At 40.2% G+C, this 14,494-nt stretch carries 17 protein-coding genes, 8 tRNA genes and 1 pseudogene; 23 read left to right on the forward strand and 3 right to left on the reverse strand.

Going from position 1 to position 14,494, the window contains the following annotated elements; genetic code table 11:
* Positions 1-17: 17 nt before the first annotated feature.
* The 15 genes from kapB (at position 18) to ACXAHI_RS02590 (ending at position 4,986) form a co-directional block, all read left to right on the forward strand.
* Positions 18-410, forward strand: coding sequence for a kinase-associated lipoprotein KapB (kapB, locus tag ACXAHI_RS02520; RefSeq protein ID WP_474845688.1), 393 nt, complete (start codon positions 18-20; stop codon positions 408-410).
* Between the two features lie 77 nt (positions 411-487).
* A complete protein-coding gene (gene trhO, locus ACXAHI_RS02525) occupies positions 488-1,369 on the forward strand; it encodes an oxygen-dependent tRNA uridine(34) hydroxylase TrhO (RefSeq protein WP_474845690.1) in 882 nt (293 codons plus the stop codon).
* Positions 1,370-1,444: 75 nt separating this feature from the next.
* A complete protein-coding gene (locus ACXAHI_RS02530) occupies positions 1,445-2,200 on the forward strand; it encodes an NRDE family protein (protein ID WP_474845692.1) in 756 nt (251 codons plus the stop codon).
* Positions 2,201-2,327: 127 nt separating this feature from the next.
* Positions 2,328-2,486 (forward strand): hypothetical protein, encoded by a 159-nt coding sequence (locus tag ACXAHI_RS02535; RefSeq protein ID WP_474845694.1) that lies wholly within the window; start codon positions 2,328-2,330, stop codon positions 2,484-2,486.
* Positions 2,487-2,662: 176 nt separating this feature from the next.
* Positions 2,663-2,738: transfer RNA gene (locus ACXAHI_RS02540), tRNA-Val, on the forward strand.
* 23 nt (positions 2,739-2,761) lie between these two features.
* Positions 2,762-2,837, forward strand: a tRNA-Thr gene (locus ACXAHI_RS02545).
* Positions 2,838-2,842: 5 nt separating this feature from the next.
* Positions 2,843-2,927: transfer RNA gene (locus ACXAHI_RS02550), tRNA-Leu, on the forward strand.
* A gap of 18 nt (positions 2,928-2,945) precedes the next feature.
* Positions 2,946-3,022 (forward strand) — tRNA-Arg (locus ACXAHI_RS02555).
* Between the two features lie 9 nt (positions 3,023-3,031).
* Positions 3,032-3,107, forward strand: a tRNA-Ala gene (locus ACXAHI_RS02560).
* A 4-nt stretch (positions 3,108-3,111) separates the two neighbouring features.
* Positions 3,112-3,204 (forward strand) — tRNA-Ser (locus ACXAHI_RS02565).
* A gap of 3 nt (positions 3,205-3,207) precedes the next feature.
* Positions 3,208-3,281, forward strand: a tRNA-Gly gene (locus ACXAHI_RS02570).
* Between the two features lie 7 nt (positions 3,282-3,288).
* Positions 3,289-3,363: transfer RNA gene (locus ACXAHI_RS02575), tRNA-Glu, on the forward strand.
* 239 nt (positions 3,364-3,602) lie between these two features.
* A complete protein-coding gene (locus tag ACXAHI_RS02580) occupies positions 3,603-3,938 on the forward strand; it encodes a transporter (protein WP_474845696.1) in 336 nt (111 codons plus the stop codon).
* Between the two features lie 128 nt (positions 3,939-4,066).
* Entirely contained in the window at positions 4,067-4,717 is a 651-nt protein-coding gene (locus tag ACXAHI_RS02585; protein WP_474845698.1) for a YpjP family protein, read from the forward strand.
* Positions 4,718-4,764: 47 nt separating this feature from the next.
* On the forward strand, positions 4,765-4,986 hold the full coding sequence (locus ACXAHI_RS02590; protein WP_474845699.1) for a hypothetical protein: 222 nt from the start codon (positions 4,765-4,767) through the stop codon (positions 4,984-4,986).
* A 204-nt stretch (positions 4,987-5,190) separates the two neighbouring features.
* Here the strand turns inward: ACXAHI_RS02590 and ACXAHI_RS02595 are convergent, their stop codons facing one another.
* Entirely contained in the window at positions 5,191-5,427 is a 237-nt protein-coding gene (locus ACXAHI_RS02595) for a YuzB family protein (protein WP_263622934.1), read from the reverse strand.
* Positions 5,428-5,625: 198 nt separating this feature from the next.
* On the opposite strand from ACXAHI_RS02595, the gene trxB reads away from it, so the two are divergent.
* Entirely contained in the window at positions 5,626-6,567 is a 942-nt protein-coding gene (gene trxB, locus ACXAHI_RS02600; protein WP_474845700.1) for a thioredoxin-disulfide reductase, read from the forward strand.
* Positions 6,568-6,598: 31 nt separating this feature from the next.
* Here the strand turns inward: trxB and ACXAHI_RS02605 are convergent, their stop codons facing one another.
* Positions 6,599-7,042, reverse strand: a complete 444-nt coding sequence (locus ACXAHI_RS02605) for an Hsp20/alpha crystallin family protein (protein WP_474845702.1) — start codon at positions 7,040-7,042, stop codon at positions 6,599-6,601.
* Positions 7,043-7,147: 105 nt separating this feature from the next.
* Between ACXAHI_RS02605 and ACXAHI_RS02610 the strand changes: the two genes are divergently transcribed.
* Positions 7,148-7,942 carry a thymidylate synthase gene (locus ACXAHI_RS02610; RefSeq protein ID WP_474845704.1) on the forward strand — a complete coding sequence of 265 codons (795 nt, stop codon included), beginning with the start codon at positions 7,148-7,150 and terminating at the stop codon, positions 7,940-7,942.
* Positions 7,933-8,424: pseudogene (locus ACXAHI_RS02615) on the forward strand (dihydrofolate reductase); the annotation flags it as partial. The gene ACXAHI_RS02610 and the pseudogene ACXAHI_RS02615, both read left to right, overlap by 10 nt.
* A 41-nt stretch (positions 8,425-8,465) precedes the next feature.
* Here ACXAHI_RS02615 and ACXAHI_RS02620 read toward each other — a convergent pair.
* Positions 8,466-8,789, reverse strand: a complete 324-nt coding sequence (locus ACXAHI_RS02620; RefSeq protein ID WP_270182079.1) for a 2Fe-2S iron-sulfur cluster-binding protein — start codon at positions 8,787-8,789, stop codon at positions 8,466-8,468.
* A 169-nt stretch (positions 8,790-8,958) separates the two neighbouring features.
* Between ACXAHI_RS02620 and ACXAHI_RS02625 the strand changes: the two genes are divergently transcribed.
* The 5 genes from ACXAHI_RS02625 (at position 8,959) to ACXAHI_RS02645 (ending at position 14,479) form a co-directional block, all read left to right on the forward strand.
* Positions 8,959-9,366, forward strand: a complete 408-nt coding sequence (locus ACXAHI_RS02625) for a DUF2203 family protein (RefSeq protein WP_474845706.1) — start codon at positions 8,959-8,961, stop codon at positions 9,364-9,366.
* A 403-nt stretch (positions 9,367-9,769) separates the two neighbouring features.
* Positions 9,770-11,656, forward strand: a complete 1,887-nt coding sequence (locus ACXAHI_RS02630) for an ABC-F family ATP-binding cassette domain-containing protein (RefSeq protein ID WP_474845708.1) — start codon at positions 9,770-9,772, stop codon at positions 11,654-11,656.
* Between the two features lie 103 nt (positions 11,657-11,759).
* Positions 11,760-12,581, forward strand: coding sequence for a M55 family metallopeptidase (locus ACXAHI_RS02635; protein ID WP_474845710.1), 822 nt, complete (start codon positions 11,760-11,762; stop codon positions 12,579-12,581).
* 15 nt (positions 12,582-12,596) lie between these two features.
* Positions 12,597-13,526, forward strand: a complete 930-nt coding sequence (locus ACXAHI_RS02640) for an ABC transporter permease (RefSeq protein WP_270182083.1) — start codon at positions 12,597-12,599, stop codon at positions 13,524-13,526.
* Positions 13,527-13,528: 2 nt separating this feature from the next.
* Complete coding sequence (locus ACXAHI_RS02645; protein WP_474845712.1) at positions 13,529-14,479, forward strand: ABC transporter permease; 951 nt, start codon at positions 13,529-13,531, stop codon at positions 14,477-14,479.
* Positions 14,480-14,494: the final 15 nt, after the last annotated feature.

Here is a 14,494-nt window from a genome sequence, read left to right on the forward strand (position 1 = left end):
GAAGGAGTGAAGACATCATGGCAGATAAAAAGTCATTTAAACAAGGTGAAATCGTTACAGCAGGTTATAAAACAGGGAGATATATTGGAGAGATCGTCGATGTGAAATCTCCCAAAGCAGTCGTAAAGGTTCTTGCGGTCATCAAGCACCCAACACAAGGGGACCTGCACAACCCGAAGCAGCTCGACGTGCCATTATTTCACCAGCGTAAGGCGCTATCACAATACGAAAAAGCGCTTGTCCCTATTTCCGCGATCAACCACTATGATGAAGAAATCCCGGGTTACCTCGAATCCTTAAAGGAAGCGGTAGACACACAAGTTAATGAACTAAAACACGAAGGTGGGAGATGGGCAGAGGCTTCTTTAATCGAGTTGGAAAAACTAAAGGATGATTACTTTACATCGTGAGGATCATCTTTACATCACATCATAAATCAGGTAAGATTTAATACTGATTTTAGAATACGCAGAAGGTGGTTTTTGACTTGCAATCAGAAGCTTCAGCATATCAAGTGCTGTTATATTATAAGTATGTAGAAATTGAAGATCCCGAGTATTTTGCTAGAAAGCATTTGAAATTCTGTAAGTCTCTAGACTTAAAAGGTAGAATACTCGTAGGTAAAGAAGGCATAAATGGTACCGTCTCAGGACCAAAAGAATACACTGAGCAATACATGCAAGAGTTAAGAAACGATCCACGTTTTTCTGACATTGAGTTTAAGGTCGATGAAGCGGAAGCTCACACGTTTAAAAAAATGCACGTACGAGCTAGAAATGAGATCGTATCACTCCGTCTTGATGAGGATATCGATCCAAATGAGCTTACGGGAAATTATCTCGAGCCAAAAGAGTTTATGAATGCACTCGAACAAGATGATGTTATTGTTATTGATGCAAGAAATGACTATGAATATGATATCGGTCACTTCAGAAATGCAATTCGACCGAATATAAAAGCGTTTCGTGAATTACCTGAGTGGATCGAAGAGAACTTATCAGATCAAAAGGACAAAAAAGTCCTCACTTATTGTACAGGCGGGATTCGTTGTGAAAAGTTTTCCGGGTATTTGAAGAAAAAAGGTTTTAATGATGTATCTCAGCTTCATGGTGGAATCGTAACATATGGCAAAGACCCAGATGTACAGGGGAAATATTTTGATGGTAAGTGTTTTGTGTTTGACGATCGCTTAGCTGTTGATGTAAATCAAACGGATGATGCTAAGGTAGTTGGAACATGCTATCATTGCGGCACACATGCAGACACTTACATTAACTGCGCAAATGTAGAGTGTGATAAACTACACATCGTTTGTGATGAGTGCTTGGACTCACAACAACGTTACTGTTCATCATCTTGTGCTGGTTAAGTTGATACAATAAAGGGTTGAAGGAGCACAGTGGTTAACACTGTGCTCCTCTGCTTATCGGAAGGCGGAAATCGTATGTGTTTAATCGCAGTTGCAATCGATGTTAATCCAAAATATCCATTCATTTTAATTGCTAATCGAGATGAATTCTACGAACGACCCACTGAAAGGGCTCATTATTGGGCTGATTATACTAACCTTTTAGCTGGAAGAGACCTAAGAGCAAAAGGTACATGGCTTGGTGTTACGACAGAGGGTAACATTGCTGCATTGACAAATTATCGAGAGCCTAATGAAGAACGAAAGGAGCGGTCAAGAGGGGAACTACCAGTCAAATTTCTCACGCAGTCTATTCATCCATACGATTATTTAAAGAGTGTGCAGGAACAAAGAGATCACTACAATGGTTTCAACTTGTTTGTGGGTAGTGCAAATGAGTTCTTTTACTATTCAAATCGTGAGGATGAGGTTAGGAAAGTTGAGTCAGGCATTCATGCTGTAAGTAATCACCTGTTGAATACAAGCTGGCCCAAAGTGGATCGAATCAAGAGAGAACTATCAGATTATCTTGACCAAACAGAAGAGATTGACTCTGATCAGCTGTTCAAACTACTTGATCATGCTGAACCGGCACCAGATAAAGATCTTCCAAACACAGGTATCCCGCTAGAATGGGAAAGACTTTTGTCACCTATCTATATTACATCTGAAAAGTATGGTACTAGAGCACAAACGATCGTGATGGTCTCTAACGAAGGAGAAGTGACGTTCCTTGAAAAAGCTACTGGTGAAAAAATAAACAAGTTTCATTTTTCAATCGACCGTTCATAATACGTGCTCTAGAGGAATACATTATATCCTACCTATCATTACCAGCTTATATATGGTAATAAAGACCAGGTTTATGATTGGTCTAAAGAGGGTAACTAGGGGTTACTAAGTATGAGGAGGGGTTTTATTGAAACGAAAGCGTCACTATGTTGAAGATCAGCTACTAAGGGAAGCCTCTAATATTCGAGAGTATCGTAAGGTAGATGTTGAAGTGGTAGCCAAGAAATATCCTGAACGCAGTGCGCCTCCAAAGAAAAATAAAACTCTTGTTCAAACATCAGTATAAGCAGGGGGATTATATCCCTTGCTTTTTTTATGTAAAAAAACTATTGCAATCTAGTAAGATAATTGATAATATAAATCTTGTCCTCATAAACAACGTTTTTCGACACAATGTTCTTGAAAAAAAGTGTTGACGTGAATGGACAAGTAGTTATATAATATAGAGGTCGCTGTTTATTTGGAGGATTAGCTCAGCTGGGAGAGCATCTGCCTTACAAGCAGAGGGTCGGCGGTTCGAGCCCGTCATCCTCCACCATTTTTTCTCTATAAAAATACTTCGCCGGTCTAGCTCAATTGGTAGAGCAACTGACTTGTAATCAGTAGGTTGGGGGTTCAAGTCCTCTGGCCGGCACCACACACGCGGGTGTGGCGGAATTGGCAGACGCGCTAGACTTAGGATCTAGTGTCTTACGACGTGGGGGTTCGAGTCCCTTCACCCGCACCATTAGAATCATATAGATATGCGCCCGTAGCTCAATTGGATAGAGCGTCTGACTACGGATCAGAAGGTTAGGGGTTCGACTCCTCTCGGGCGCGCCATACATACTTGGGGCCTTAGCTCAGCTGGGAGAGCGCCTGCCTTGCACGCAGGAGGTCAGCGGTTCGATCCCGCTAGGCTCCACCATATTGGAGGAATACCCAAGTCTGGCTGAAGGGATCGGTCTTGAAAACCGACAGGGGCTTAACGGCCCGCGGGGGTTCGAATCCCTCTTCCTCCGCCATTTGCGGGTGTAGTTTAGTGGTAAAACCTCAGCCTTCCAAGCTGATGTCGTGGGTTCGATTCCCATCACCCGCTCCAATTTAGTGGCCCGTTGGTCAAGCGGTTAAGACACCGCCCTTTCACGGCGGTAACACGGGTTCGAATCCCGTACGGGTCACCATTTCAAAGAAGCTTACGGGCTTCTCACCCAAGGGTTCCCCTGCAGAAGTTCTCTCGAAGAAGAGAAATCAGCAGGACTAGCTAACGCGTCGGAATCCCGTACGGGTCACCATTTCTTATAATAATTTTATTTGATTATGAAGCGACAGCACACTCAAAGAGGTGCTTTTTTTGTTGTCCAAATGAACCTCTCACCTAAGAAGGGCATACAGTGTCTATATCAAGTGAGAAGGGATGGAAATGATGTATAGTGAAGAGCATGAACACATCGAATACCACATTCATACCTATGAGGCTCCTCGTCAACAGCAGCCAGTGATGCAGCCACCTTCTAGTCCGCCATCAACAACACCACAGATGCCTATGTCAGCACAGGCAGGAACACAAGCCGTAGATCCGTTTGCAATTAGAGGATGTTTATACCGCTACACGTATATATGGATGAAAGGTGGAAATCGCTTCTGGTTCTGGCCTGTTTTTGTTGGCAGAAGATCTGTATCTGGATTTCGATGGACGGGAAGAAGATGGGTATATACAGGAATAGATCTTAATCGCATTGAAATGTTTACTTGTTGAGTGGATGAGCGCTTTTAACGAAGCGCTCAAAACATGTAACAGAATAGTTAAAAAATTATCTGGCATTTTCATCGTCTTCATGGGACAATGTAAGAAATCTTTTATTTGAGAAAGTCAGGTGTAGACGATTGCGCTTTCCGTTATGGTCAAGAAAGCTTTTTGTAGCATTCATTGCTGTTATTACGCTTGGTACAGTTATACCAACAGAGTATTTACAAGATCTTAAACCTGGACAAAAGACTGAAGCTAACTACCAAAAAGACGTTTCACACGTGGTTGAAACGGACGAGCCTCCTCAATTATCATTTGAAGAAGTTGAGATTGAGCCTCTACGTTGGCCTGAGATTGCAGAACGATCTTCGTCATCTGAGGTAGTAGAAGAATTCATTACCTATGCTTCACTACAAACTGAAGAATTAGGAATAAGAAAGTTTGGCGACACGATTGCTAACCGTGTTGGGTCTGATTACATAAATTTGATCGTTCCGAAAGTAAACGAGGTGATTACATCTAAAGTCGAAGAATTAGATGTAGATTTCGTTCGTTCACTTCGTTTGACTGATAATCCATCTGGTGGTTATGGTGAACGTATCATGCACGTGTACAACGAGAAAACAGGGAATGACTTGATGAGGTTTCATGTGAGAAGAGACCATCCACCTCAGGATGGATACTGGTTTAACTTTCATTATCACGACGAAAAAGATAATTTCAGTGAGCATCATGAAGTTGGGAAGATTTATTGGGATAAAAACACTCCGCCAAAATGGCTCTCGTAATGAGGCATGCGGGGTGTTTCTGTTTGATTGGAAGGGAATGAATAGAGATGGAACTCGTTCAGTGTATAAGAGACGTATTTGAAGAAGATCCTTTAACAGGTACTGAAAATGAACGGAAATTATTTAAAAAAGGAAATTTTTATCCTGCCTATCAGGATGATGAAGAGAATTGGATAACAGTTGATGACGAAGGGGAGCATCATATCATTGCGAGTGGTGAGTCGCCGATAGAAGACTTCTGGTTTTTGTATCGTTTTAGAATCGCATAAGTAAACGCTGCTCAGTTGAGCAGCGCCGTATTACTTCTTTTTAGGGCGCGCTTGTTGCGGGCCTCTTTTTTTATTCATTTGGAGAGCATCCTCACCGCTTTTAGTACCCTGAGCCCCTGTTTTGGGATCGTAGCCATTGCGACTTTTCATTGAGCAATCCTCCTTTTAGGTGTCACTCAATACTATGCCCAGACCAAACTTAAATTAAAACATAGGATTTTCTTCAATAAATTGATATACGTTACGTACGAGTTCATCTGAAGATGTAGCAGTAACGCGCTCTCCGTTAACGAGACAATACATCTCCTGACTACATAACGTACAATGTCCTAGACAAGAATATTCTAATACATCTAGATCATGGTCTTTTTCAAGTATTTCCATCGCTTTATGTGAACCGCTTGATAGGTTACTCATACAAAACTCAACGATAGGATTCATGCTATTATCACCTCAATGCTGATTGCAAGTTCTACACTTGTTCATTTTATCAAGAAGGAATGGTAATGAACAACCTTTTGCAACTGAGCAGAATAATAAGCAATATTCAGTAAATACGATATACTAAATGCGTATAGAGGGTTTATTTCTTTAAAATAAGGAAAAATAAAATAATGAAGCTTATTGAGGAGGGTCATTATGAATAAACCAGTAATCGTAGGAACGGGACCAGCAGGTTTAACAGCTGCAATTTATTTAGCAAGAGCAAATATGGAGCCTCTCGTTATTGAAGGACCAGAGCCAGGTGGTCAGTTGACCTTAACGACAGATGTAGAAAATTTTCCTGGCTTCGCAGATGGAATACTTGGCCCAGAATTAATGGAAAACATGAAGAAACAAGCGTTACGCTTCGGTGCTCGAATTGAAAGAGGTTGGGTTAAGGATATCGATTTTTCAAAACGACCTTATACTTTAAAGACCGATACGCTTGGTGATGTAGAAGCAGATGCGGTATTGATTTCGACTGGTGCTTCCGCAAAGTTACTTGGAATACCAGGAGAATCCGAGAATATGGGTAGAGGTGTAAGCACTTGCGCTACGTGTGATGGGTTCTTCTTTAGAAATAAGAAGATTGTTGTTGTTGGCGGAGGAGACTCTGCGATGGAGGAAGCCACTTTCCTTACTAAGTTCGCTTCGGAAGTTACAATTCTTCATCGAAGAAACGAACTTAGAGCATCAAAAATCATGCAAGAAAGAGCGCGTAATAATGAAAAGATCACATGGAAGCTTAACTACTCCCCTGTTGAAGTTGTTTCAGATGGAAAGAAAGTAAGCGGTATTAGAGTAAAAGAAAGTGATTCAGGAAATGAAGAAACGATTGAGACAGATGGAATCTTTGTAGCGATCGGTCATAAGCCAAACACTGATTTTCTTGAAGGAAAAATAGACATGGATGACAAAGGCTACATCAATGTTGAACCAGGAACTACTCGTACGAACCTTCCAGGTGTATTCGCGTGTGGAGACGTGCAAGATTTTACTTACAGGCAGGCAATTACAGCAGCAGGCACTGGGTGTATGGCAGCGATGGATTGTGAAAGATTCCTTGAAGGAAATGCTTTCATCGATTGGAGCATGTAATTAAGAAACGGAGGGGATTCCCCTCCGTTTTTTATTCGATATCTAAATAGTTTATGGTATCTTTTATACGGTCTTTCTTAGGTATCATGATTTCGAGGATACCGTTCTCATATTTCCCCTTCACATTCTTCATTGAAAAGGAATAGGGCAGTTTGATCAATCTGCTAGTACTCGAATACGCTCTTTCCTGTTTATAGTACTTTTGTTTATCATTCCGTTCTTCTTGAAAGCTGTCTGATTCAATGGAAATACGGATGCTATCTCCTAATGGCTCTACTTTGATTTGTTCTTTTGATACACCAGGTAGTTCAGCTTCAACGATAAAAGCAGAATTCGTTTCATATAGATCGACACGGAATGCCTGGTTTGGAAGTAAATTAGAAAATGGATCCTTAAAAAAGTCATCGAACGTATTTAACCAATTTTGAAGATTAGGGTCCTGAAGAATCTTTGGAAGTTTGTCTCCTTTTCCCATCACATATTCATCCTTTCCTTAATTTCTCATATAACATATGATGTGTGAATGAGAACGTTCCAGTGGTACAATAACTATTAGCAAATGTTTGGGAGGGAAGCATAGATGAAAACATACTTACAATTATGCGAAGAAATACTACATAACGGCACAAAGAAGTCTGATCGAACAGGTACTGGTACTATTAGCGTTTTTGGTCACCAGATGAGATTTGATTTGCAAGAAGGCTTTCCTGCGTTAACTACGAAAAAGCTTCATTTACGATCGATTATTCATGAATTACTGTGGTTTATTAAAGGAGATACCAATGTAAAATATCTTCAAGATAATGGCGTCCGCATTTGGAACGAATGGGCGGATGAAGATGGAGAACTAGGACCTGTATACGGTCACCAGTGGAGGTCTTGGACTGGAGCTGATGGTGAAACAGTAGATCAAATTCAAAACGTAATCGATCAAATTAAAACGAATCCTGATTCAAGACGCATGATCGTTACAGCATGGAATCCTTCACAAGTGGATGAGATGGCGCTTCCTCCATGTCATTGTCTTTTTCAATTTTATGTAGCTGATGGAAAACTTTCATGTCAGCTCTATCAGCGCTCGGCAGATGTCTTCCTTGGCGTGCCATTCAACATCGCATCCTACGCCTTACTCACGATGATGATGGCGCAGGTATGCGATCTTGAGCCTGGAGAATTCGTCCATACATTAGGAGATGCTCACATTTATAATAATCACCTTGAGCAAGTTGAATTACAGTTAACAAGAGAACCAAGACCATTACCTAAAATGAAAATTAATCCTGAAGTTAAATCATTGTTCGGTTTTTCTTTTGAAGACTTTGAACTTACAGAATATGATCCGCATCCACACATAAAGGGAGAGGTATCTGTATGATTTCTTTTTTACTTGCAATGGATGAAAATCATTTGATCGGTAAGAACAATGATTTGCCTTGGCATCTACCAGCTGATCTTGCATACTTTAAAAAAATGACGCTGCAAAAATCAATCGTAATGGGTAGGAAAACGTTTGAATCAATTGGGAAGCCTCTACCAGGAAGAGAAAGTTACGTGATTACAAGGCGTGACCTTTCCATCGAAAACGTAACAATCCTGCATTCTATCGAAGAATTTTTAAAAATGGCTGAAGAAGATAACGAAAAGGAATGGTTTGTAATCGGAGGTGCTGAGATTTATCGTCAGCTCCTACCTTACGCAGATCGGCTTTACATTACAGAAATTCATCATGAATTTCAAGGCGATGCATACTTTACTGACCTAAAGAGCGAGGATTGGATTGAGAAATCTAGAGATATAAATAAAAAGGATGAAAAGAATCCTTACGATTATGATTTTGTTACTTATGAAAGAAGATAAAAAAGCAAAACGCCGGTTCCTAGGAACCGGCGTTTTACTCTTTATTTCTCTGGTCGAGGGCCTGGATCATCAAGGCCGGAGCTTTCGATTGTCATAGCTGGCTTAACTTCACAATCGCCGTTTACTCGGACTTGACATGAGAGGCGTAGGTTCTCTTCTACACCCTTTCTTTTAAAAGCTTCTTTTTCGATATCAGTAAGTTCTCCAAAATCGCCATCTAGCACTTCAACGCGACACGTTGTGCATTTAGCTTTACCACCACATCGATGAAGAATATGTACGTCGTTGTCTTCAAGTGCAAGTGTTAGCTTCGTTCCTTCCTCAACATCAAATGTTCCATAATCTGGTACAGTAACTTTTGCCAAGAGAAATTCCTCCTTATTGTATAATGTTCCCCTCATTATCCATCATAGCGGATTTGTAGAGCTATTTATAGGGTTTACAACAAAAAGCAAAAATACGTCGAATTATGCTTAAAGATGTCAAGTAAGGGTAAATACATACTATTGAATAATCGGATGGAGGAGAATTCACATGAACAAGAGATATTTTACAGAGCACGAAGCGAATGAGATGATCCCTAAAGTAAGGCGAGAGCTGGCCGGTCTAAAGAGCGTGACTCAATCTTTTGGTGAACAGTATGAACAGCTAGAGCAACATAAGAAAACCTTGTTATATCGTCACAAGACAAAAGTAGATGAAGATATTTTATTTAAGAAAGAGTCAAGAATGGAATTTATGGAATTAGAGGCTCAAACGTTTATTAGGAACCTACTTAGTTTGGGAGTTAAGATCATCGATATCGAAAGTGGTTTAATTGCATTTCCTGCTATTCTGAACGGTGAAGAGGTAGAGCTTTATTGGAAAGAAGGGCAGGAAAATGTGACGCTTAACCCTCAGCTATCGTTGCTAGAACGATCGAAAGAAGATGACCGTGTCTGAGGTTTTGTTTTATAAAATTTCACATACCGTACTAAGTATAAGATGATAACATTCAGAACACCTTATTAATAGTGGAGGTGAAGACGAATGAAAAATCCAAAACAAGCTCATAAGCATGAAACTGAGTTTGCAAGTGAACTTTCTGCTGACCAAAACAACAACAAAAAACATAAGAAAAACAAGAAGCAAAAAAAGAACGCGTAAGTAATATTAAAAATAGGCTTTCGAGAGAATCTCGAGAGCCTTTCGCTATGCAATATAACTGTCCGCCACTTTCAAAACACAGTACGAGAGAGTGATGAGCAAATCACACTACATCCACCGATTATTGTGAATTAGTTCCTTTCTAAAGACAAAAAGGGTAAAATAGAAAGCAGACTATAGAGAGAAAAGGATGAGTGTCATGAGCTTGCTTCAGGCTGAGAATATTACCAAATCTTATGGAGAAAAAACTCTCTTCGATGAAATATCTTTTTCATTAGAAGAACGACAGAGGATTGGTTTAATAGGCGTAAATGGAACGGGAAAATCATCGCTTCTTAAAATCTTAGCTGGGCTCGAATCAGCAGACAGTGGGAGTATATATCACGCAAATTCATTTCAAGTGGAGTATCTTCCACAAGATCCAGTATTTCATGAAGGAAAAACAATCCTTGAAACGGTTTTTGACAGTGATGTACCATTGTTTAATGCTGTCAGGAATTATGAAGTAGCACTTCAAAACGTAACAGAGAATCCTGATAAAACAAGTTATCAAGAGCGTCTTCTTACGGCTCAAGAGGAAATGGATCGATTGGATGCATGGGATTTTAGTACAAAAGCGAAGACGATCCTTACAAAGCTTGGATTAACGAAATTTGAATCTAAAGTGAATACACTATCTGGTGGCCAACAAAAACGAGTTGCTTTAGCAAAAGCTTTTATTCAACCAGCAGATTTACTGATTTTAGATGAACCTACGAACCATATTGACCATGATACTGTCGAGTGGTTAGAACAATATCTTTCTACATATGCAGGAACACTGCTGTTAGTAACACATGATCGATATTTCCTAAATCGTGTTACGAACCGTATTTTTGAGCTTGATAAAGGACGTTTGTTTGAATATGCAGGGAATTACGAAACATTCTTAGAACAAAAAGCATTACGAGAAGCAAGAGAACAAAAAGAAGCTCATAAACAAAACAAATTGTTACAAAGCGAATTAGAATGGTTAAAACGTGGGGCAAAAGCTAGAACCACGAAACAAAAAGCGAGAAAGCAACGAATTGAGACGATGCAGGAAGCACCAGAACATAAGACGGACGGTAACGTTGAAATGGCGATTGGTTCTAGCCGCCTAGGAAAGAAAGTTATCGAAGCAGAAGATGTTACTAAAATGTTCGATGATCATTATATTACAAACGATTTTAGCTATCTTGTTCTTCCTCAAGATCGCATCGGAATCATTGGTGCGAACGGCTCTGGAAAGACGACTTTGTTAAACATGCTTGCGGGACGAACAAAACCAGATAGCGGTACAATCGATATTGGAACAACTGTGAAGATTGGGTTCTATACCCAGCAAAATGAAGGGCTGGATGAATCTTTAAGAGTGATTGAATACATTCGAGAAGGAGGAGAACAAATCCGCCTTCAAAAAGGTGGAAGTATTACTGCCTCACAAATGCTAGAACGCTTCCTTTTTTCACCCGAATTACAGTGGACGTATGTATCCAGGCTTTCTGGTGGAGAGAAAAGAAGACTCTACTTGCTTCGAATCTTGATGGAAGAGCCTAATGTTCTTTTCTTAGATGAGCCAACAAATGACCTCGATGTACAAACGCTTTCGGTATTAGAGGATTATTTGTCTGATTTTCCTGGCGCGGTTATTACGGTTTCTCACGATCGATACTTTTTAGATAAAGTTGCAGAACAGCTTTTTGTATTTGAAGGAGACGGTGTGATCGATCATTATTATGGTTCATACACTGACTATTTAGATGTGAAGAAAAGAGAAAAAGAGCTTGAAGCTGAAGAAAAGAAGGTTGCTAGCACGAAAGTAGTAGAGAAAGAGGACAAACCGAAGAAAAATAAGATGTCCTATAACGAAAAGAAAGAATGGGAGACCATTCAACAAACGATTGAAGAAATCGAATCGAAAATTGAGAACGTAAAGGAAGAGATCACTAAATCCGGCAGCGACTTTGAAAAGGTAGATACCTTATACAAAGAAGAGCAAGCGTTAACGATGGAATTAGAGGAAAAAATTGAACGTTGGTCTGAGCTATCTGAGAAGATCGAATAATGATAACCACCTGGAAACAGGTGGTTTTTCTTTTTTAGTAAATTTTGAGAATTCATGATATAATTATTCAGAAAGTTGAGAATTGAGTGGAAGGAGGGAAAGAGTGAAGCTATATTTATCAGTCGATATGGAAGGGATTTCTGGGATCGTAGATGATACGTTTGTGGATTCATCGAAACATAACTATCGTCGCGGTCAAGAGTTGATGACGCAAGAAACAAACCACGTAGTTGAGGCTGCTCTAGCAAGTAGAGTGGAAGACGTTATTGTAAACGACAGTCATTCCAAGATGAACAACCTTTTAGTAGAAAAGCTACATGAAGATGCAAAACTTATTTCTGGAGATGTAAAACCGTTTTCGATGGTTGAAGGATTAGACCATACATATGACGGGGCAGGATTCATAGGCTATCATGCTCGGGCATCATTAAAAGGAATCATGTCTCATTCAATGATACATGCAGTGAAAAATTTCTATATTGATGACATAACCGTTGGAGAACTAGGGTTGAATGCGTTCGTAGCTGGGTACTACGGCGTTCCTGTTTTATTAGTAGCTGGAGATGACAGAGCGACAGCAGAAGCAGAAGCGCTTATTTCAAACGTTACCACTGCTACAGTAAAAGAGTCGATTTCGCGTTCATCTGGATTCGTTCCATCACCCAACAAAACTGGCAAACTACTAAGGGAGCAAACGACTGCTGCCATCGAAAGTCGTCATCGAGTAGATCCTTTAGTTCCTCCAAAGAAACCGATCTTCCGTATCGAATTTACGAATTATGGACAGGCGGAATGGGCGAGTATCATGCCAGGAGCTGAGATTGAAACTGGTACAACAGTAAAGTTCCAGGCAAAAGATATGTTAGAAGCCTACCAAGCTATGCTTGTCATGACAGAACTAGCATCAAGAACGACATTTAGTTAGAAAGTAGGGATTTTATTGGCGAAATACGTTGCAAATCGATTATTCGCCATGCTAATTACTCTGTGGATTATCGTGACGATTACATTCTTTTTAATGCATGCCATTCCTGGATCACCGTTTAACCAGGAACGTAATACTAGCGAAGCTGTTCAACGAAATCTTGAAGCACACTACCATTTGAATGAACCAGTATTCGTTCAATACTTTATCTATTTAAAATCACTTGCAACGTTAGACTTCGGACCTTCTATCAAACAATCATCAACTTCTGTAAATGAGATGATTGGTAGGGGATTCCCTGTTTCAGCGGAGTTAGGAATGCTGTCATTAGCGATTGCAGTTATTTCTGGAGTGATTCTAGGGATATTTGCTGCTTTAAAGCATAATGGCACGATCGATTACATAGCAATGACGTTTGCAGTTATAGGGATATCTGTTCCAAACTTTATAATGGCTACATTACTCATTCAACAGTTAGCTGTAAACTGGGAGATCTTCCCCGTGGCCACTTGGTCTTCACCGATGCATATGGTGCTTCCTGCAGTTGCGCTTGCTACAGGTCCGATGGCGATCATTGCTCGTTTAACCCGGTCGAGCATGATAGAGGTTTTGAATCAAGATTATATACTAACAGCAAAAGCAAAAGGAATGTCAACGTATCAGATCGTAATCAAGCATGCGATGAGGAATGCACTACTACCTGTCATCACGATTTTAGGTACGCTAGTCGCAGGTGTACTGACAGGAAGCTTTGTTATCGAGAAAATTTTTGCAATTCCAGGTATGGGTAAATACTTTATCAATGGGATTAATGATCGAGACTACCCAGTTATCATGGGAACAACGGTGTTTTATAGTGCGTTTTTAATCATGATGTTATTTATCGTAGATATCGCTTACGGCATTCTCGATCCTAGAATTAAGCTTCACAAGAGGGGGAATTAGAGATGTCGTTACCAGAAAAAACAAACAAAGGTACGCCATATACACCTGACGACTTGTTCGTGCCTCTTGAAAACTCTTCATATGATGTCGATCATATTGCGAAGCCGTCTGTCTCTTATTGGAAGGATGCATGGATTCGCTTAAGACAAAATAAGTTATCGATGGCAGGATTAATCGTATTGATCCTATTAATTTTGATGGCCATATTTGGACCGATCATCTCACCATATTCGTATGACCATCAAGTACTTACGAATGGGAACCAGGCACCATCTTCTGAACATTGGTTTGGCACCGACAACCTTGGCAGGGACATGTTCACACGAACATGGAATGGTGCAAGAATATCGTTGTTTGTAGGGTTTATGGCTGCGTTCATCGATTTCATTATAGGTGTAGCTTACGGCGGCTTTTCAGGATATAAAGGTGGACGTGTAGATAATTTTATGATGAGAATCATTGAAATCCTTTATGGCCTTCCTTATCTCTTGATGGTTATTCTACTGATGGTTGTGATGGGACCAGGATTATTTACCATTATTGTCGCTTTGACCGTTACAGGATGGGTCGGTATGGCGAGGATCGTTCGAGGACAAGTATTGCAGTTAAAAAACTCTGAACATGTTCTTGCATCTCGAACGTTTGGAGCTAGTGCAGGTCGTGTTATCAGAAAAAACCTGCTTCCAAATACAATGGGACCGATCATTGTACAGATGACCTTAACTGTTCCTACAGCAATATTTGCCGAAGCCTTCCTGAGTTTTCTCGGGCTTGGCGTTCAAGCTCCAATTGCGAGCTGGGGAGTCATGGCGAATGACGGACTATCGGCCATACTGTCAGGACATTGGTGGAGATTATTCTTTCCTGCATTTTTCATTTCATTAACGATGTTTGCTTTTAACGTTTTAGGAGATGGATTACAGGATGCATTAGATCCAAAGCTAAGAAAATAATAGGATAGTAGAGTC

It is taken from the genome of Anaerobacillus sp. ABD4_527 (assembly GCF_056160805.1).

What these genes read in the sequence shown, in the direction of transcription:
- ACXAHI_RS02645 (WP_474845712.1), top strand. Translation starts at nt 13,529, where the DNA reads ATGTCGTTACCAGAAAAAACAAACAAAGGTACGCCATATACACCTGAC.
- ACXAHI_RS02605 (WP_474845702.1), bottom strand. Translation starts at nt 7,042, where the DNA reads ATGGGAAAAGGAGACAAACTTCCAAAGATTCTTCAGGACCCTAATCTT.
- ACXAHI_RS02580 (WP_474845696.1), top strand. Translation starts at nt 3,603, where the DNA reads ATGATGTATAGTGAAGAGCATGAACACATCGAATACCACATTCATACC.
- ACXAHI_RS02625 (WP_474845706.1), top strand. Translation starts at nt 8,959, where the DNA reads ATGAACAAGAGATATTTTACAGAGCACGAAGCGAATGAGATGATCCCT.
- trxB (WP_474845700.1), top strand. Translation starts at nt 5,626, where the DNA reads ATGAATAAACCAGTAATCGTAGGAACGGGACCAGCAGGTTTAACAGCT.
- ACXAHI_RS02630 (WP_474845708.1), top strand. Translation starts at nt 9,770, where the DNA reads ATGAGCTTGCTTCAGGCTGAGAATATTACCAAATCTTATGGAGAAAAA.
- ACXAHI_RS02610 (WP_474845704.1), top strand. Translation starts at nt 7,148, where the DNA reads ATGAAAACATACTTACAATTATGCGAAGAAATACTACATAACGGCACA.
- ACXAHI_RS02595 (WP_263622934.1), bottom strand. Translation starts at nt 5,427, where the DNA reads ATGAATCCTATCGTTGAGTTTTGTATGAGTAACCTATCAAGCGGTTCA.
- ACXAHI_RS02530 (WP_474845692.1), top strand. Translation starts at nt 1,445, where the DNA reads ATGTGTTTAATCGCAGTTGCAATCGATGTTAATCCAAAATATCCATTC.
- ACXAHI_RS02590 (WP_474845699.1), top strand. Translation starts at nt 4,765, where the DNA reads ATGGAACTCGTTCAGTGTATAAGAGACGTATTTGAAGAAGATCCTTTA.
- kapB (WP_474845688.1), top strand. Translation starts at nt 18, where the DNA reads ATGGCAGATAAAAAGTCATTTAAACAAGGTGAAATCGTTACAGCAGGT.